Source organism: Flagellimonas alginilytica, assembly GCF_042134605.1.
Taxonomy (GTDB): domain Bacteria; phylum Bacteroidota; class Bacteroidia; order Flavobacteriales; family Flavobacteriaceae; genus Flagellimonas; species Flagellimonas alginolytica.
Window position 1 is genome coordinate 57,528 of record NZ_CP169638.1, and the last position, 17,873, is coordinate 75,400.

At 40.4% G+C, this 17,873-nt stretch carries 16 protein-coding genes; 14 read left to right on the top strand and 2 right to left on the bottom strand.

Features of this window, described 5'->3' with window-relative positions; genetic code table 11:
- The first annotated feature begins 92 nt into the window (after nt 1-92).
- The 3 genes from ABTP35_RS00275 (at nt 93) to ABTP35_RS00285 (ending at nt 4,641) form a co-directional block, all read left to right on the top strand.
- The gene (locus tag ABTP35_RS00275; protein WP_293294936.1) at nt 93-2,138 is read left to right on the top strand and encodes an amidohydrolase family protein; all 2,046 of its coding nucleotides are present in this window, start codon (nt 93-95) and stop codon (nt 2,136-2,138) included.
- Nucleotides 2,139-2,331: 193 nt separating this feature from the next.
- Nucleotides 2,332-3,207: an amidohydrolase family protein gene (locus tag ABTP35_RS00280; protein ID WP_252079984.1), complete on the top strand. Its 876-nt coding sequence runs from the start codon at nt 2,332-2,334 to the stop codon at nt 3,205-3,207.
- Between the two features lie 354 nt (nt 3,208-3,561).
- Nucleotides 3,562-4,641 (top strand): family 16 glycoside hydrolase, encoded by a 1,080-nt coding sequence (locus tag ABTP35_RS00285; RefSeq protein WP_293294933.1) that lies wholly within the window; start codon nt 3,562-3,564, stop codon nt 4,639-4,641.
- 3 nt (nt 4,642-4,644) lie between these two features.
- On the opposite strand, the gene ABTP35_RS00290 is transcribed toward ABTP35_RS00285, so the two are convergent.
- On the bottom strand, nt 4,645-5,820 hold the full coding sequence (locus ABTP35_RS00290; RefSeq protein ID WP_293294931.1) for a GlmU family protein: 1,176 nt from the start codon (nt 5,818-5,820) through the stop codon (nt 4,645-4,647).
- 83 nt (nt 5,821-5,903) lie between these two features.
- On the bottom strand, nt 5,904-6,173 hold the full coding sequence (locus ABTP35_RS00295; protein WP_224836628.1) for a type B 50S ribosomal protein L31: 270 nt from the start codon (nt 6,171-6,173) through the stop codon (nt 5,904-5,906).
- Between the two features lie 159 nt (nt 6,174-6,332).
- Here ABTP35_RS00295 and ABTP35_RS00300 point away from each other — a divergent pair, with 159 nt between their 5' ends.
- The 11 genes from ABTP35_RS00300 to ABTP35_RS00350 all read left to right on the top strand — a co-directional run bounded on the left by ABTP35_RS00300 (nt 6,333) and on the right by ABTP35_RS00350 (nt 17,872).
- Nucleotides 6,333-6,854: a DUF4199 domain-containing protein gene (locus ABTP35_RS00300; protein ID WP_224836627.1), complete on the top strand. Its 522-nt coding sequence runs from the start codon at nt 6,333-6,335 to the stop codon at nt 6,852-6,854.
- A 42-nt stretch (nt 6,855-6,896) separates the two neighbouring features.
- Entirely contained in the window at nt 6,897-7,844 is a 948-nt protein-coding gene (locus ABTP35_RS00305; RefSeq protein ID WP_293294928.1) for a glycosyltransferase family 2 protein, read from the top strand.
- Nucleotides 7,845-7,902: 58 nt separating this feature from the next.
- On the top strand, nt 7,903-9,609 hold the full coding sequence (locus ABTP35_RS00310) for a phospho-sugar mutase (RefSeq protein ID WP_293294926.1): 1,707 nt from the start codon (nt 7,903-7,905) through the stop codon (nt 9,607-9,609).
- A 4-nt stretch (nt 9,610-9,613) separates the two neighbouring features.
- On the top strand, nt 9,614-11,437 hold the full coding sequence (locus ABTP35_RS00315; protein ID WP_224836624.1) for an ABC transporter ATP-binding protein: 1,824 nt from the start codon (nt 9,614-9,616) through the stop codon (nt 11,435-11,437).
- Nucleotides 11,438-11,873: 436 nt separating this feature from the next.
- The gene (locus tag ABTP35_RS00320; protein ID WP_252079988.1) at nt 11,874-12,416 is read left to right on the top strand and encodes an RNA polymerase sigma factor; all 543 of its coding nucleotides are present in this window, start codon (nt 11,874-11,876) and stop codon (nt 12,414-12,416) included.
- Between the two features lie 33 nt (nt 12,417-12,449).
- The gene (locus ABTP35_RS00325; RefSeq protein WP_293294922.1) at nt 12,450-12,983 is read left to right on the top strand and encodes a hypothetical protein; all 534 of its coding nucleotides are present in this window, start codon (nt 12,450-12,452) and stop codon (nt 12,981-12,983) included.
- Nucleotides 12,976-13,419 carry a hypothetical protein gene (locus tag ABTP35_RS00330; RefSeq protein WP_252079989.1) on the top strand — a complete coding sequence of 148 codons (444 nt, stop codon included), beginning with the start codon at nt 12,976-12,978 and terminating at the stop codon, nt 13,417-13,419. The genes ABTP35_RS00325 and ABTP35_RS00330 overlap by 8 nt, the downstream gene beginning before the upstream one ends.
- A 114-nt stretch (nt 13,420-13,533) precedes the next feature.
- Complete coding sequence (locus ABTP35_RS00335; RefSeq protein ID WP_293294919.1) at nt 13,534-13,884, top strand: DUF6515 family protein; 351 nt, start codon at nt 13,534-13,536, stop codon at nt 13,882-13,884.
- 200 nt (nt 13,885-14,084) lie between these two features.
- Complete coding sequence (locus ABTP35_RS00340; protein WP_375334330.1) at nt 14,085-15,164, top strand: GNAT family N-acetyltransferase; 1,080 nt, start codon at nt 14,085-14,087, stop codon at nt 15,162-15,164.
- Nucleotides 15,161-16,405 (top strand): GNAT family N-acetyltransferase, encoded by a 1,245-nt coding sequence (locus tag ABTP35_RS00345; protein ID WP_293294915.1) that lies wholly within the window; start codon nt 15,161-15,163, stop codon nt 16,403-16,405. The genes ABTP35_RS00340 and ABTP35_RS00345 overlap by 4 nt, the downstream gene beginning before the upstream one ends.
- Nucleotides 16,406-16,414: 9 nt before the next feature.
- On the top strand, nt 16,415-17,872 hold the full coding sequence (locus ABTP35_RS00350) for an MBOAT family O-acyltransferase (RefSeq protein WP_293294913.1): 1,458 nt from the start codon (nt 16,415-16,417) through the stop codon (nt 17,870-17,872).
- Nucleotide 17,873 lies beyond the last annotated feature (1 nt).

The window sequence follows — 17,873 nt, forward strand, 5'->3', positions numbered from 1 at the left end:
TAAAATGCCCGCTGTCAACTGTTTACTGCCTACCAAAAAATAGAAAAAAGCATAAAATTAGTTAACTTGAACCATAAACTAAAATCAACTCAATGAAAATCAGATTACTTCTAATAGGATTGATCGTATTGACCTCCTATTCTTGTAAAACCGAAACCAACTCGTCCTTGGCAGATCATCAAGGAGAAGAAAATTATTCCGTGATCATAAGCGATACCAAAGTAGGGTACCTAAAAGTGAATACCATTGGAGATACCATTAATATAGATTACGACTATAAGAACAATGGCCGTGGACCAACAATAAAAGAGACCCTTGTCCTCGACTCCAAAGGCTTCCCGGTTAGCTGGGAAGTAACAGGTAACACCACATTTGGAAATGCAGTGAACGAAAAATTCTCCATGGAGGGCGATGGTGCTTCATGGACCGATGCCACCGGTTCGGGCAATACTGTTTTGGATGTCCCAAAGCTTTATGTAAACCAATTTGGCAGCCCGTACACCGCAGTCTTGGCTGCTCGATTATTGATGGATGCACCCAATAACACCTTACCCGTGCTTCCTGCCGGTAATCTTACTTTGACCAAAATGGAAGAGGTAAATGTACCGAATGCATCAGGGGACGGTGAATTGGCCTTGACCACCTATGCCCTATCCGGTGCCGAAATGAATCCATCTTACTTTATTGTGGACGAAAACAACAAATTCTTCGCCGCTATCTCACCACGATATATTGTAATCAGGGATGGATACGAAGCCGAAGAAAAAAGTTTAAGGGAACTTGCCGAAAACTATTCTGCAGAACGCTACGAAAAGCTACAAAAAGAATTTGCCCACAACTACACTAAAAAGGTACGCATTGCCAATGTTAAGGTTTTTGATCCTAAAACATTGTCTTTGACCGACCCTGTATCCGTTGTGGTGGAAGATGAAAAAATCACGGCCATAGAAGCTGCAGATGCGACTGGCGACAACGAAGTTCTTATCCAAGGAAACGGTGGAACCCTAGTTCCTGGATTATATGAAATGCACGCCCACACGGGGGACAATGGTGCCTTATTGAATGTTTTGGCCGGAGTTACCTCTTTCAGAGATATGGGCAACAACACCGAAGTACTTAGCAACCTTATCGATAAAATCAATTCTGGTGAATTGGCAGGTCCACGGATAACCCGACTCGGATTCATCGAAGGAAAAAGTCCATACAGTAGCAATAACGGTATTTTGGTGGAAACAAAAGAGGAAGCCTTGGCCGCAGTGGACAGTTACGACAGCCTTGGCTTTTATGGTATAAAACTGTACAATAGTATGAACGGCGAATGGGCGCCTGCCATTGTAGAAAAAGCACACGATCAAGGCTTGTTCGTTACAGGACATGTTCCTGCATTTTCCAATGCCAACGATATGCTAAGAGCAGGCTACGACGAGATGACGCACATTAACCAAACCATGCTTGGATGGGTACTGGAACCCGAAGAAGACACCCGGACCCTATTGCGACTCACCGCCATGAAACGCTTTCCCCAATTGGATTTGAACAGCGATAAAGTACAGGAAACCTTGGACCTGTTCGTGGCCAACCAAACAGCAATGGACCCCACATTGTCCATTCATGAACGCTTAATGCTCTCACGCAACGGAGAAGTTACGCCTGGCGCCTTGGATTACGTGGACCACATGCCGCCCAATGAACAGCGAAGCCTAAAAGTAGCCCTGGCTCAAATTGCCGACGATCAAGAGGATAAGGCCTACCGGGATGCCTACGATAAAATTGTGGAAACACTAAAATTAATGAAAGATAAAGGAATACTCATTGTTCCTGGAACCGATTTGGGCGGTGCATTTAACTTACATCGCGAACTAGAGCTCTATACTGAGCAATTGGGCTATACTCCCGCCGAAGTACTTAAACTTGCCAGCTATGATATGGCACAATACCTAGGGCATGAAAGTTTGGGAAGCATAGAAGTTGGTAAATTGGCCGATTTCTTCCTAGTGCCCGGAAACCCTGTGGAAAATATCAAGGCCGTAAAAAGTATCGCCATGGTATCTCGCGGAGGAACCATTTACTACCCCTCCGAGGTATATCCCGCCTTTGGAATAACCCCGTTTACCGAAAAGCCCCAGATTTCGGAATAAACTAATTATTTATAAGTTTCAAGGCCAGTGGGACAATCTCACTGGCTTTTTTCTGCAGCAGGTCCCAAAATTTTAAACTAACCACCTGAATGGATACAAATTCCATTATTTTTTTGTTACTTGTAAATACTTCCCCCGCATACATGGGCATTGAAACACATTGCCTCATAGCTATACCTAAATTATGCACAAAATGAGAAAAATGGTAATGGCACTACTGCTGCCACTCTTTGCTTTCGCTCAAAACTATGGACCGCCTATTATTGATATGCACCTACACGATTATACCCCACAGACATATTTCGTGGCCCCGGCCCGTGATGGTGTTTTCTCGCCCAAAGATTATGAAACCTTCAAAACTGAGCTAATTAAGGCCTTAAAAGAAAACAACATTACAAAAGCTGTTGTAAGCACTATTGGGGGAGCCAACACCTTGGATGATGAAGGCATTTTGATTCCTGGCTACTACACCAACTCTCCGCCAAAAGACACTGTGGCCTTCAAAGCATTGATAACCTCTGGCAAACTCAAAGTCTTTGGGGAAATAGGCGCTGTTTATGATGGTTACACCCTATCCGACCCCGAGTTTGAACCCTATTTGGACATTTGTGAGCGCTACGATATTCCCGTTGCAGTGCATACGGGTGGCGGTCCTTCCGATATTACGACCCGATGCTGTCCCAACTTTAGATTAAAATTGGGAGACCCTCTTACCTTGGAAGATGTTCTGGCCAAACACCCAAATCTACGTATCTATTTGATGCATGCCGGAGAGGTGTTTTATGAAAACGCTCTTCGTCTAATGCTACAATATTCTCAACTATATTCGGATTTGGGAGTGATATTATGGGTGGATGAACAACCAAAGGACTATGCAGAACAATTTTTACGTAAAGCCAAAAAATATGGCCTTATCGATAGGGTTATGTACGGCTCGGACCAAATGGTGTGGCCACATGCCATTAAAAAAAGTATCGACCAATTGAACAGTTACGATTTCTTGACCGAAAACGATAAAAGAAAAATTTTCTACGAAAACGCAGTACGTTTTTTACAATTGGAGGAGTAGGTATTTGATACCTAAATTTTAAACCATCCTATCTTATTAAAGCTATCTTGAACAGCATGGCTAGGTCCGCCGGCAGAAAGAAACAATAATCATGACCTTAACATTTTAATTTGAACCCTCACCAACAGGTATATATCCCCTAACACCATCCTATTCACCAAGCTAAATTCAATTTTAGACTATTTAGGACATCCATGTAACTTGTGGTCAATCTATCAGCCTGTTAAAAATAACGGTGCTGTTGTTTAAAGAGCCCTATACCAACCCTGCTTTTTTTTAATTTTAAAGCGTTAGGAACACCGGTTACCTCCGACAACATAGGTGTTGATCATCAATCAAAAAAACAGATATACAATGAAACTTTCACGTATCCCATTGATAATTGGCGCGTTACTCTTTATGCGACCGATAAATGCCCAAACTACACAAAATATCCCTTTACAACCCGATTATTGGACTCCGGCCCAAGGCAGCTCGGTAAATTTTGAAAATTTTGATGGTAAAGAGACCATTATAGTCAACGGCACTGCTTTTGCCAAAGGATTCGAATTTTCCAACGGCGCTATGGAAATGGAAGTATACGCCAACCAAAAACGTAGCTTTGCGGGCGTAGTCTTCCGTAAATCAGAAGGAAATTTTGAAGAGGTGTACATGCGCATGCACAAATCGAGGCAAGTGGATGCGGTACAATACACCCCTACCTACAACAACGAGAGCAACTGGCAGTTGTACCCTGAATTTCAAGCGAATGTCACCTTTAAGACCGAAGGTTGGAATCTGTTCCGGATAGAGGTCGAAGATTTAGGCGCCACCTTGTTTATCAATGGTGAAGAGGTGATGCGGATAGATCGATTAAGATCGGGCAATTTAACTGGGGAAATTGGTCTTTTTGCCCTGTTCGGAAATAGGTTCGCCAACTTAAAAATTACCAAAACCGGTGAGGCCATGGTTAAAGAGCCATATCCTATACTAACTCCCGAGAAAGGTATTATAGGCGAATGGGACATAACCGAGGCCCAACCTTACATAGAAGGCGAAATACGCTTCGAAGATTTTGAAAATGCGAAGACCACCACTGTTTACACTGAGCAATCTGGCATATTGCCCATTTCCAGATATTTGGCAAAGCCTACATCGGGCAACTTTGAACGCAACCAAGAAGCTTATACAGTAGCATCGGCAACCATAGCGGTGGATAACGCCCAGACCCGCTTATTCTCGTTTGATTTTAGCGATAAAATCATTGTGTATTTAAATGGGGAAGCCATTTTTTATGGCAATAATGCCTTCAGGTCAAAAAACAATCAGTTTCAAGGGCATTTAGGCCTAACTGCCAACAAAATTCCGCTTAAACTTAAAAAGGGGTTTAACACCCTGCACTGTGTGGTAATCGATAGAGCCAATGGTTGGGGACTAACGGGAAAGTTGGAATAAGGATTAAAAATTCCGCCATTTTTGGGTCAACTCAAAGACATGTTCCAAAATTTTGGCCTCGGTCCCGTTGAAGTCCATATTGCGACGTTTCATCATGGCCTCGGCCACCTCAAATGCCTTATTGGTCCTAAAAGTGGTGTAGCCCGATGCACCTCCCCAACTAAAACTTGGGATAAAGTTTCTAGGAAAACCACTCCCGAAAATATTGGCGCTTACGCCTACCACAGTTCCGGTATTGAACATTACATTGATACCACATTTGGAATGGTCGCCCATCATTAAGCCACAAAACTGAAGCCCTGTTTTTTCAAAGCCTTCTATTTTGTAGTTCCACAGGCGTACAGGTGCGTAGTTGTTCTTTAGATTGGAGGTGTTGGTATCCGCCCCAATATTGCACCACTCCCCCAATACCGAATTGCCCAAAAAGCCATCGTGTCCTTTGTTGGAGTTGGCGAACAACACGGCATTGTTCACTTCCCCACCTAATTTACTTCCTGGCCCCGCGGTTACGGCACCATAAATTTTTGCTCCCATTTTTAAGATGGCGTTATCGCAGAGTGCCAATCCTCCACGAACGGTACAACCTTCCATCATTAAAGCGTTTTTGCCAATATATATGGGGCCGGTGGAAGCGTTCAAAATACAGAAATCCACTACAGCGCCTTCCTCTATAAATATATTTTCAGGATTTTTAACTTGGTTGGTATCGGGTATGGGCTCACTTTTTCTGCCTTTGGTAACCAAATCGAAATCAGATTGGAGGACAACCGCATTATTGGAAAAGATATCCCATGTTTTCCGAATGGCCAAAACACTACCAGTAAACGGTACAGCGATATAACTGGAAGCCTCAAATTGCATTTCGGGCCTATCGGTTACATAGGCAATATACCCATCGTTATCCATAAGCACCTCCCCCATTTTAAGTTTTTGAACAGCCTGCACCAAGGAACTGTTCGGAAGATAACTCCCATTGATCACTATATTTTGATCATTGGTCCTTAAAGGAAACTTTTCGGACAGGTAATCTTCGGTTCGAAAACTAACTGGGGCCTTTAACCATTTTTCCCATTTTTCAGCTATGGTCAAAATACCTATACGGATTCCAGCTACGGGACGCGTTAAGGTAAAGGGGAACAGGTCTTCGCGGTGGTTACCGTCAGAAAGGATATAGTTCATTGCTCAGCTTTGAATACTGTAAAAATAAAAAACGCCCTCGAAAACCATCGAGAGCGTCCATATATTTCGTTGAAAAGTTCGACCTACTCGGCCTTCTTCTCTTCTTTCTTGAATTTTTTGTACTTGTTCTTGAACTTATCGATTCTACCAGCGGTATCTACCAATTTAGTCTTACCAGTGTAGTACGGGTGCGAAGTTCTTGAAATTTCCAATTTTACCAAAGGATATTCAACACCATCCACAGTGATGGTTTCTTTCGCTTCAGCAGTGGACTTTGTAATAAAAACATCCTCGTTGGACATGTCTTTAAAAGCAACCAATCTATAGTTTTCTGGGTGTATATCTTTTCTCATCGTCTTAAATGCTTAATCTCAGAATTTTCAGGGTGCAAATTTAATGATTTCTTTGATATTGCCAACTTAAAATCACTAAAAAAATAAAAGTAAATTTATATGTAACAAATTTAGGCAATATTGCACTAACCAACTATAATCAAAACAAATTTTAAAAAAATGGAAGAACAACAAGTTAAAACGGGAAAATTTGCACTTAACTATGGGCTTTTGTTAGGTGCTATTTTTGTGGTGTTCGGCATAATGCTCTACACCCAAAAAATGCATTACGAGATGAGCACCGCGGTAATGGTAATCTCCATTGTACTCATGGCAGCTGCTATATTTATTGCCGTAAACTCCTTTAAAAAGGCCAACGGCGGATACCTGGCCATTTCAGAAGCTTTAAAGGTTGCTGTTGGAGTGGCCCTGGTAGGCACCATATTGTCCCTTGCATATCAATATGTTCTAACAAATTTTATTGAACCCGACTTTATGGACAAGGCCATGGAAATTGCAAAGCCCAAGGCCATGGCCCAAAACCCGAACATGACCGAGGAACAATGGGAGCAAGGTGTGGAAATGCAAAAAAGCTTTGCTTGGATACAATATCCCGTTGGGTTGATCATCAACTGTGTGATCGGATTGATTATCGGTCTCATTACCGGATTGATCTTGAAAAAGTCCAAAGCGGAATACTAAAACAAAAAATGCTACTTTTGGAGGGAATTCCAGAATCGAACAATGCAGATTTCCATTGTAATTCCTTTACTTAACGAGCAAGAATCGCTAATAGAACTTCATGATTGGATTGTGCAAGTGATGCAATCCAATCATTTTTCTTATGAAATCATCTTTATTGATGATGGCAGTACCGATGGTTCTTGGAAAACTATTTCCGAACTGTCCGAGCAAAACAAAAATGTAAAAGGGATACGTTTCCTTAAGAATTTTGGCAAATCGCAGGCACTGCACGCCGGGTTCAAAGCCACCGCAGGCGATGTAGTGATAACTATGGACGCCGACCTACAGGACAACCCAGAAGAAATTCCGGATATGTACCGAATGATCGCCCAAGAAGGGCGCCATGTGGTATCGGGCTGGAAAAAGAAACGGTACGATTCGGTTATCACCAAAAACATACCCTCCAAACTCTTTAATTGGGCCGCCCGGAAAACCTCCGGTGTAAAACTGCACGATTTCAACTGTGGCCTCAAGGCCTTTAACCAAAATGTGGTAAAGACCATCGAAGTCTCTGGGGAAATGCACCGCTACATTCCTGTATTGGCCAAAAATGCGGGCTTCTCTGACATTACCGAAAAAGTGGTACAGCATCAAGCCAGAAAATATGGTTCCACCAAATTTGGGGCAGAACGCTTTATTAATGGTTTTTTGGATTTGATCACCATTTGGTTCGTATCAAAGTTTGGTCGAAGGCCCATGCATCTTTTTGGAGCCTTGGGGGTGCTCATGTTCTTTGTCGGGTTTGGTTTTTCCCTGTATTTGGGAATCGATAAACTATTCTTGAACCCGACCGGACGTTTAATTACCCAAAGACCGCAGTTTTACATTGCTTTAACAGCGATGATCATTGGAACACAACTTTTTTTGGCCGGTTTTATCGGAGAAATTATGGTGAGGTCACGAAAAAATGACACCCGTTACAATATCTCCGATAAAATTAACCTTTAAGCCATTTTCAAACCTTATAAACTTTGTATTTTTAAAGAAGCAAATAATTCTAAACACTATGGATTCCATTACAAAGACAGCACAGACTTGGTTGACCGATTTTTTTGACAACGACACAAAAAAAGAGATCAAACACCTTATGGAAAAAAATCCAGAAGAGCTCAAAGAGCGCTTTTATAAGGATTTAGAGTTCGGAACCGGTGGAATGCGCGGTGTAATGGGCGTTGGAACCAATCGAATAAACAAATACACCTTGGGCAAAAACACCCAGGGACTCAGCAATTATTTAAAAAAGTGCTATACCGATAACGATATTCAAGTAGTGATCGCATACGATTGCAGGCATAATTCCAAATCCTTGGCAAAGACCGTGGCAGAGGTATTTTCGGCCAACGGTATTCGAGTTCACCTATTTTCAGATCTGCGAACAACTCCAGAATTATCCTTTGCGGTCAAATATTTGGGGTGCCACGCCGGAATTGTACTAACGGCCTCCCATAACCCACCGGAATACAATGGTTACAAAGTTTATTGGGCAGATGGTGGGCAGATCGTACCACCACAGGATGGGGAGATCATAGCCGAGATCAATGCACTTTCTTTTGAGGATATCAAATTTGTAAAAGACGACAGTTTGATAAGCATGATAGATGAAGATGTGGACGAAGCCTTTTTTGAAGCATCCGTTAAAAACGGAAATTTTGGAGCAAAAGGAAAAGATGACTTTAACATCGTCTTTACTTCCTTGCACGGAACATCGATCACGGCCATTCCGGAAGTATTGAAGCGTGCCGGATACAACAATGTTACCATTATAGAGGAACAAGCAAAACCTGACGGGGATTTCCCTACCGTTGAGTCGCCCAACCCGGAAGAGCCGGAAGCTTTGTCCATCGCCATTGCCAAAGCTGAGGAAATCGGTGCGGATATGGTGGTCGGAACCGACCCGGATAGCGACCGTTTAGGTATTGCCGTAAGAAACTTGGATGGGAAAATGGAATTATTGAACGGGAATCAGACTATGGTGCTGATGACCAAATTCCTATTGGATCAATACAAGAAAAAAGGGTTTAAAGGCAACGAATTTATTGCTTCCACAATAGTTTCCACCCCAATGATGCAACAAATGGCCAAAGCTTATGGGGTTGAATACAAAACTGCGCTCACAGGGTTTAAATGGATCGGTAAAATGATCAAGGATTTTCCTAACTCTACATTTATTGGTGGAGGTGAGGAAAGCTTTGGGTTTATGGTTGGTGATTTTGTACGCGATAAAGATGCCGTCACCTCTACCCTTTTGGCCTGTGAAATTGCCGCCGATGCCAAAGCCAATGGTAGCTCTTTCTTTAAAGAATTGATCGATGCCTACGTTCAGTTTGGCTTCTACAAGGAAAAATTAATATCCATTACCAAAAAAGGAATGAGCGGAGCAGAGGAAATTAAACAAATGCTGAAAGATTTCAAGGAAAACCCAGTGGATACGGTGCAAGGCTCAAAATTACTGTACATCGAGGATTATAATACATCGGTCGTTAAAAATGTGCAGACCGGGGACGAGTTCACCCTACATTTGCCAAAGTCCAACGTATTGATCTATGAAACCGAAGATGGCACCCGGATTGCAGCAAGACCAAGTGGTACGGAACCAAAAGTAAAGTTCTACATCAGTACAAATTCAAAATTGGAGAATGCAGCCGATTATAAATCCGTAAATTCGCAGTTGGAAACCAAATTGGAAGGTATCCTATCCGAGCTGAATTTATAAGTGAATGAACTACTTTAAAAAGATTCTCCGATTTGCGAAGCCATATCGCAAATACGGTTTTCTAAATATATTTTTCAATATCCTTTATGCATTGTTCAGTGCGTTGTCCTACGCCGCGCTGATACCAATGCTCAATGTCCTTTTCGACAAGACCAAACGTGTAAGCGAGCCACCGACCTTTCAAGGTATCGGTAAATTAAAGGAGTATTTTGAAGGTTATATGAACTATCAGGTAACCCTTCACTCGGGGGACGACCCCATGAAAGGACTGTTCTTGGCCATTGGCTTGATCCTCTTTTTGTTCTTTTTTAAGAACATCTTCAATTATCTGGCCATGTATTTTATCACATTTTTGAGAAATGGGGTACTTAAGGACATACGAAACAAAATGTACCAAAAGATAGTAGATCTGCCCATCTCCTATTTTTCAGAAAAGAAGAAAGGGGATGTTATCGCAAGGATCACATCGGATGTATTGGAGATCCAACACTCCTTTCTATCTATTTTGGAATTGATCGTAAGGGAGCCGCTTACCATACTTTTTACCATCATTGTAATGTTCTTGATAAGTGCCAAGCTTACCATTTTTGTTTTCATTTTTATTCCCATAGCCGGAATGATCATATCCCGGATAGGTAAATCCTTGAAGAAGAAATCGGACAAGGTACAAAAAGAGCAAGGTGAATTTCTTTCCATTGTCGAGGAGACTTTGGGAGGGCTTCGGGTAATTAAAGCGTTCAATGCCGAATCCAGATTCTTTAAAATATTTCAGAATTCTACCTCGCGTTTTTTCAAATTCTCCAATTCACTGTTAAATCGGCAAAACCTATCATCACCCACTAGCGAATTTCTTGGGATCGTTGTTTTTGGTGTATTGCTATGGTACGGAGGGCGAATGGTTCTTTTGGAAGGCTCTCTGGACGCCGCATCGTTTATATCCTATATGGGATTGGCATTCAATATTTTAACCCCGGCCAAAGCCATCAGTAAAGCATCTTACGGTGTTAAAAAAGGAAATTCCGCAGCAGAACGTGTTCTGGAAATATTGGAATCGGAAAACCCCATCAAAAATATAGAGGGTGCCGAAAATAAATCCGATTTTAATACGGGAATCGAGCTAAGGAATGTTGCCTTTAAATATGAAGATGATTATGTGCTTTCAGCATTTAACCTAAAGGTGGACAAGGGCAAAACCGTGGCCTTGGTGGGTCAATCTGGAAGTGGAAAAAGCACAGTGGCCAATTTGGTGACCCGCTTTTATGACGTAAACCAAGGTGAGATTTTGATAGATGGCACCAATATAAAGAACATAACAAAAAAATCGCTCCGTGGACTTATGGGCTTGGTTACACAAGATTCCATATTGTTTAATGATTCGGTAAAGAACAATATAGCACTTGGTAAAGAAAATGCCAACATGGATGAAATTATGGAAGCGGCCAAAGTTGCGAACGCACACGATTTCATAATGGAGCTGCCCCAAGGTTACGAGACCAATATCGGTGATAGCGGCAACAAATTGAGCGGTGGACAAAAACAACGGCTATCCATTGCAAGAGCCGTCCTTAAAAATCCACCCATAATGATCTTGGACGAGGCCACTTCGGCATTGGATACCGAAAGTGAACGTTTGGTGCAGGATGCATTGGAAAAAATGATGCAGAACCGCACCTCGGTAGTAATTGCACATCGACTCTCTACAATACAAAATGCGGATATGATCGTAGTGATGAGCAAAGGTGAAATTGTAGAACAAGGAACACACGAGGAATTGATGAAATCTGCCAAAAACTACAAGAAACTGGTAGAAATGCAATCGTTTTCCTAGTAGGAAGGCGAACACGGGAGTGGATCATCTAAATTTTTAAATTAACTAGACCTTTAGTGGCTATATACCAAATTCTGAGGCAAAAGGATTGTTCACATTCGCTCGTTAACTACGGCTACATTGAAACAAGGGCTGGATTCTGGACCGCAGGCAGCCATCTGCTAACTGCCATCTGCTAACTGCCAACTGCTAACTGCCAACTGCCAACTGCCAACTGCCAACTGCTAACTGCTAACTGCTAACTGCTAACTGCTAACTGCTAAACAAAAGATTTATCACCTTCCTTCAAAATGACACTGGCTTCCACACATTTCCTCTTTTAACCGACTCTGCACCTTCAGCCAAATTCCTAGTTACTAATTGGTTCTTAAAATTATTTATTGAACAATTAAACCTTTTCCCCTTACCTTAGTCCTAGCATCAAACAACAAGAACATTGATCGCTGAGGAAACCCTAGTACAAGAGCTTAAGCAGGAAGAAAGTCGAGCGCAGGCCTTTGAGGTATTGGTAAATACCTACAAAGAACGTCTGTATTGGCATATTCGGAGAATTGTGCTTAATCACGACGACGCAGATGACGTACTCCAGAACACTTTTATAAAAGTCTATAAAAACATTGATAACTTTAAAGGTGAAAGTAAATTATACTCTTGGATGTACAGAATAGCTACCAACGAATCGCTGACCTTTTTAAAACAAAAGTCCAAAAAAATAGGGATAAGCGATCAAGAGTTAAAGGACCGAATGGTAGATAATCTTCAGGCAGACGTTTATTTTGAGGGCAGTGAGATCCAGTTAAAGCTGCAAAAAGCATTGGCTACCCTTCCAGACAAGCAAAAATTGGTGTTTACCATGAAGTATTATCAGGAAATGAAATACAGTGAGATTTCCGAGGTGCTGGAAACTTCGGAAGGCGCTTTAAAAGCAAGCTATCACTTGGCCGTTAAAAAAATTGAAACGTATCTTAGAGACAATTAAACCTTTGACCATTTTGAAAGTCAAACAAGAGCAATGAAAAAAGACAAAAAAAATAGTTTCAATACACCCAAAGGGTATTTTGAGGACTTTAATAGTCGTTTGATGGATAAAATCAAAAAGGAAGAAGCGGGCCACACCGAATCCTTGATTCCCAAACATGATGGCTTTAGCGTTCCAGAAGGCTATTTTGATGAAATAAGTTCCTCGGTAGCATCAGAACTCAATACAAAAGAAACCAAGGTAATCCCATTAATAGCAAACAAAAAACTCTATTATACCGTTGCCGCGGTTGCTGCCATTTTTGTGCTGATTTTTAGTCTAAACCAGAGTTCCTCGGCAGAACCGATCTCTTTTGATGATCTGGCAAGCTCGGATATTGAAGCTTATCTGGAGAATACCGATCTTGAGATGACCACCTACGAAATTGCGGAAATTATCCCTTTAAAGGATATTGAACTGAACAATATTTTTAACGAAGTTCTGGAAGATGATGCCATTTTGGATTATTTGGACGAAAACGTAGACGAAATTGAACATTTATATTTAGATGACCTTGACTATGAATAAAAGAACACTCATATTTAGCACCTTACTATTGGTTACCATGGCCATGCATGCCCAAGGACCAATTTGGGAACGTGTAAAGACCTTGAAAGTTGCCTTTATTACTGAACGTATTGATTTAACAAGTGAAGAGGCACAACAATTTTGGCCGGTGTACAATGAGCACGAAGAGACATTGGAACGCATTCGTAAAAAAGAACGGTTTGAACTGTTCTCGAATATTTCCAATGCACAAAATCTCACAAACAGTGAGTCCGAAACATTGTTGGACAATATCATGGCGCTGCAACAAGAAAAACTAAAGGCCGAAGAAAGTTTTTTGTTAAAAATGCGAAAAATAATTCCTGCCCAAAAGGTTCTTCTTTTGCTTAAGGCAGAAGAGGACTTTAAAAAGCAAATGATACACCAATTCCGTAAACGTAAGGGAGGTGGCGGATAACTTCATTTAAGAACAAGAAAGTAAAGAGGGGTCCCGATAAGGCTCCTCTTTTTTGATTAAACCTTTTTGTAAATCTCGTGTCTTATGTACAGAAAACCATTAAAATACGATAATATGAAAAGTTTGAAGACATTTTTAATGATAGCAGTAATAGCAGGCGCACTCACCTCCTGTAAAGCACAAACAACAGTCGTAAAGGTCTACCCTAAACATGGTACAGTGGTCACCCACATATCCAACCCAAGGACAATTGTGCACAAAAAGACCAATTATTACTACGCTGATGGAGTTTGGTACAGAGCTCAAGGAAAAAAGTATATCGTTACGGCCGTACCCGCCGGAGTCAAAGTAAGGACATTGCCCCGGGGCAGTAAAGTAGTATATAGAAATGGACGTCGATTTTACCAATACCGGGGCGTTTGGTATAAAAAAAGAGGGCGCAATTACATTGTGGTAAACGTTTAACCGTATTTGGTTTTTGTTTTTTTTTGGTTGATGAGCGGCGATTGATTCGCCGCTTTTTTTATTGAATAAAGATATTATATGGATTTCATCGATTTTTACATACCATACGTCCAAGTGAGCCGATAACCTGATTTTTATCATAAATAGGCAGCTACAACCCACAGTAAATTTATAAGGTATTATATACAAACACCATAAATATGCTTGCTATTGAGAATCGAAATAAATGGACAGAGATAATTGATCAATGTCAACAATCCGATTTTTATCATACGTTTGATTACCATCAAATCACGAAAAAGGACGGTGAAAGACCTGTACTGCTAAAATATTCAAAAGGCAACTCACATATCTTACTTCCATTGCTCATTAGGGACATTGAGGGAACCCAACTTAAAGATGCTACATCGGTTTATGGTTACGTAGGACCTTTGGGGAAACATATTGACCCGGATTTTGACAATAGCAATTTTAAATCTGAATTGGACACCTTCTTAAAGGACAATCAGATCATATCCGTATTTTCCAGATTGCACCCATACATCGAAAATCAACACCTTATCCTCAAGAATATTGGTGAAATTGTTTCGCATGGGAAGGTTGTAAATATTGATCTGACCAGAAGCTCTGATGATCAAAAACACGATTACAAGTGCAGATTAAGAACTTACATAAACAAAGAACATAAGGAGTATGAAGTAATAGATGGCGCATGTGAAAAATATTTGGACCCATTTATCGCAACTTACTGCGAAAATATGAAGCGGGTAAATGCCAAACCCAGCTACTTTTTTGGCAAAAAATACTTCTACGAACTTTTGGCCAGTGGACAGATCAATGCAGAACTTATCGCTGCAGTACATAAAGAAACAGGGGAATTCGCCGGCGGTGCAATTTTTACAAAAAAAGGCAAGACCATCCAATATCACCTATCTGGAGTAAAGGCCAAATTCTTTCATCTAAATCCAATAAAACTTTTAATAGACCATGCACGGGAAAAAGGAACTGAAGAGGGCTACGAAAACCTCAACCTAGGAGGGGGACTGGGCGGCCAGGTCAAAGATTCGCTCTTCTATTTCAAGTCGGGATTCTCCAAAGATCATCGGGAATTTACATCGTGGCAATATATTGTAGATCAACCCAAATACGACAAATTGCTAAAAGAAAAAGAAGGATTGGAAAAGCCAATCGATAAAAGTTCATGCTTCTTTCCATTATATAGGCAACATATGGGTTCTGAAGACATTGAAATATCCGAAATAAACTGTCTTTCAAGATGATCGATAATCCTTTTACCACAAATACTTTTAGGGATATATGGTTCAAAAGTTTTGGAAAATCAGAATCGAGACTTCAGTTTGAGAACCTTGCAGGTGCAGAATTTTACAAAAATGGTTTTGGTATTTATGTCAATTCCGGAAAAACCCATACAAAAGGTATGCTCTATTCCCTTACCGATGACATTAATATCAAAAATAATACCTTGTTGATCTACGATGTGCCCACATTTTTTAAATGTCCGGAACATATCCCCCATAAAACACTTCAAGTAAAAAAAATAAAGCAGTACCCTGGTTTTTTAATTGAATTAGAAGCGTTTGATGACCTTGGGGACTATCTACGCAAAAGGTTCAAAAAATCCAGTAGGTACAAACTAAACAAATATAAAAGGAGGTTAGACCAATGTTTTGATATTCAATACAAAATGTACAAGGGCGATGTTTCTGAGAAACGATATCTCGAAATTTTCGGGCAATTTAAGCAACTACTGGAAAAAAGATTTGCCGATAAAGGGGAACACAACAACAACTTGGATAAACAAGAATGGGAATTTTATAAAAATGTTGCCCGTCCCTTGATCAAAGAAAACAGAGCAGGTCTTTTTGTTATTGAAGCCCAAGGGACCCCCATAGCCATTACGTTGGTCTATTTTTCCAAACACATTATTTTCGACGCGATAACTGTTTTTGATATCGATTATTCCAAATTTCATCTGGGATCTATTAATATCATGTATTTAATTGAGTGGGGGATTGCGAACAATTACAGAACCTTGGATTTTTCGAAAGGCTATTTCGATTACAAGGCGAGATGGTCCACAAAAAAATATGATTTTGAATACCATGTCCTTTACAATCCTCGGTCGATTGTTTCTCGAACAAAAGCCTTCTTTTTAACTGCCTTCTTTAAGCTCAAACAATATTTAAGGAATCAGGGTATGGATAAGGTTGCCAATAAAGTTCTCTTTACAGTAAAAAAAAGAGATCGAATAGTGCACAATACAGGTATAAAACCGAACAATCCACCTTTTGAAGATTACAAACTTGAAGACAGCATGGACCTTATTGAGATTGATGATCATGATTCGGAAATAAAAAAAGTCCTTTTCGATTTTTTATATCTATATAATGAAAGTTTTAGCGATGTAAACTGCTTTAAACATACAAAAAAACAAAATCAATATATTTTTATAGGAAAAAATACTGCCAAGACCATACTTTTTCCCAGTTACCAAAATTAGATAAAGAATATGCTTTTTAACTCGGTGGAATATCTAATTTTTTTACCCCTAGTATTCATTCTATACTGGGTAGTTGCCAGGTTCAATATCCTAAAGATTCAGAACGGGTTGATCCTTGCGGCCAGCTATCTATTTTATGGACTTTGGGATTGGCGCTTCCTTTTTTTGATACTGGCAAGTACAATAGTGGATTATTTTGTTGGGTTGGTCATTTACAAAAAACAGACACTGGACAAAAAGGGGAAACTATTCCTTTGGACAAGTATTTTATTCAATATTTCCTTACTGGGTTTTTTTAAATATTATAACTTCTTTGTGGATGCTTTTGTAGATATGGTCCAACTTTTTGGTTACCCGATACAAAGTACTTGGACGTTGAACATTATATTGCCGGTAGGTATTTCTTTCTACACCTTCCAAACCATGTCCTATTCGTTGGACATTTACTTTAAACGAATAAAACCGACCCGTAACTTTATCGATTTTGCTACCTTCGTTGCGTTTTTCCCTCAACTGGTGGCAGGTCCTATTGAACGGGCCTCAAATTTACTGGGGCAAATTACCAACAAGCGTTCATTTAACTATGAACAGGCTGTGGATGGACTCAAACTCATACTTTGGGGTCTATTTAAAAAGATGGTCATTGCCGATGGTATTGCGCCAATCGTGGACGATATTTTTGCCAACTACGGTACAATGCCCGCGTCTACCCTAGTACTCGGGGTTTCGCTTTTCAGCTTTCAAGTATATGGCGATTTCTCGGGGTATTCCGATATGGCCATAGGTACCGCAAAACTTTTTGGCATCGAGCTTATGTCCAACTTTAAGTTTCCCAACTTTTCAAGAAATGTAGCAGAATATTGGCAACGTTGGCATATTTCACTTTCCACTTGGTTCCGACATTATCTGTACATACCCTTGGGCGGTTCGCGGGTAAGCAAGTTTAAATCCGTACGTAACATTTGTATCATATTCTTGGTGAGCGGTTTTTGGCACGGGGCCAATTGGACATTCATTTTTTGGGGGGGATTCCACGCGTTGGCCTATATTCCGGTATTTTTAATGGGAAAAAATACCATTTATAAGAACAATGTAGTGGCCGAGAACTCATTCTTTCCATCAATTAAAGAAATAACCCAGCTTTTTACAACGTTCGCAATTGTAACGTTTTCCCGTATTTTCTTTAGATCGGAATCTTTGACCGACTCATTTATATTTATTAAAAGACTGTTTACCGAATTTAATTGGGAGCCCTATCATCATCCCATGGGGTACCGAATGATAGATTATTTTCTGCTACTCGGCATATTTGTTCTTTATGAGTTTAGGATGCGGAGGAACGAAAGAAATCCTTTTAAGTTTAAATCGCCCATAGTAAGGTTTATTGCCTATACCTTGGTAATCTTCTGTATATTATTGTTCTATGACGATGGTGTGGATCGTTCATTTATATATTTTCAGTTCTGAT

Excerpts from the sequence above, each read along its gene's own strand:
- ABTP35_RS00275 (WP_293294936.1), top strand. The coding sequence starts at position 93 with ATGAAAATCAGATTACTTCTAATAGGATTGATCGTATTGACCTCCTAT.
- ABTP35_RS00280 (WP_252079984.1), top strand. The coding sequence starts at position 2,332 with ATGAGAAAAATGGTAATGGCACTACTGCTGCCACTCTTTGCTTTCGCT.
- ABTP35_RS00285 (WP_293294933.1), top strand. The coding sequence starts at position 3,562 with ATGAAACTTTCACGTATCCCATTGATAATTGGCGCGTTACTCTTTATG.
- ABTP35_RS00290 (WP_293294931.1), bottom strand. The coding sequence starts at position 5,820 with ATGAACTATATCCTTTCTGACGGTAACCACCGCGAAGACCTGTTCCCC.
- ABTP35_RS00295 (WP_224836628.1), bottom strand. The coding sequence starts at position 6,173 with ATGAGAAAAGATATACACCCAGAAAACTATAGATTGGTTGCTTTTAAA.
- ABTP35_RS00300 (WP_224836627.1), top strand. The coding sequence starts at position 6,333 with ATGGAAGAACAACAAGTTAAAACGGGAAAATTTGCACTTAACTATGGG.
- ABTP35_RS00305 (WP_293294928.1), top strand. The coding sequence starts at position 6,897 with ATGCAGATTTCCATTGTAATTCCTTTACTTAACGAGCAAGAATCGCTA.
- ABTP35_RS00310 (WP_293294926.1), top strand. The coding sequence starts at position 7,903 with ATGGATTCCATTACAAAGACAGCACAGACTTGGTTGACCGATTTTTTT.
- ABTP35_RS00315 (WP_224836624.1), top strand. The coding sequence starts at position 9,614 with ATGAACTACTTTAAAAAGATTCTCCGATTTGCGAAGCCATATCGCAAA.
- ABTP35_RS00325 (WP_293294922.1), top strand. The coding sequence starts at position 12,450 with ATGAAAAAAGACAAAAAAAATAGTTTCAATACACCCAAAGGGTATTTT.
- ABTP35_RS00330 (WP_252079989.1), top strand. The coding sequence starts at position 12,976 with ATGAATAAAAGAACACTCATATTTAGCACCTTACTATTGGTTACCATG.
- ABTP35_RS00335 (WP_293294919.1), top strand. The coding sequence starts at position 13,534 with ATGAAAAGTTTGAAGACATTTTTAATGATAGCAGTAATAGCAGGCGCA.
- ABTP35_RS00340 (WP_375334330.1), top strand. The coding sequence starts at position 14,085 with ATGCTTGCTATTGAGAATCGAAATAAATGGACAGAGATAATTGATCAA.
- ABTP35_RS00345 (WP_293294915.1), top strand. The coding sequence starts at position 15,161 with ATGATCGATAATCCTTTTACCACAAATACTTTTAGGGATATATGGTTC.
- ABTP35_RS00350 (WP_293294913.1), top strand. The coding sequence starts at position 16,415 with ATGCTTTTTAACTCGGTGGAATATCTAATTTTTTTACCCCTAGTATTC.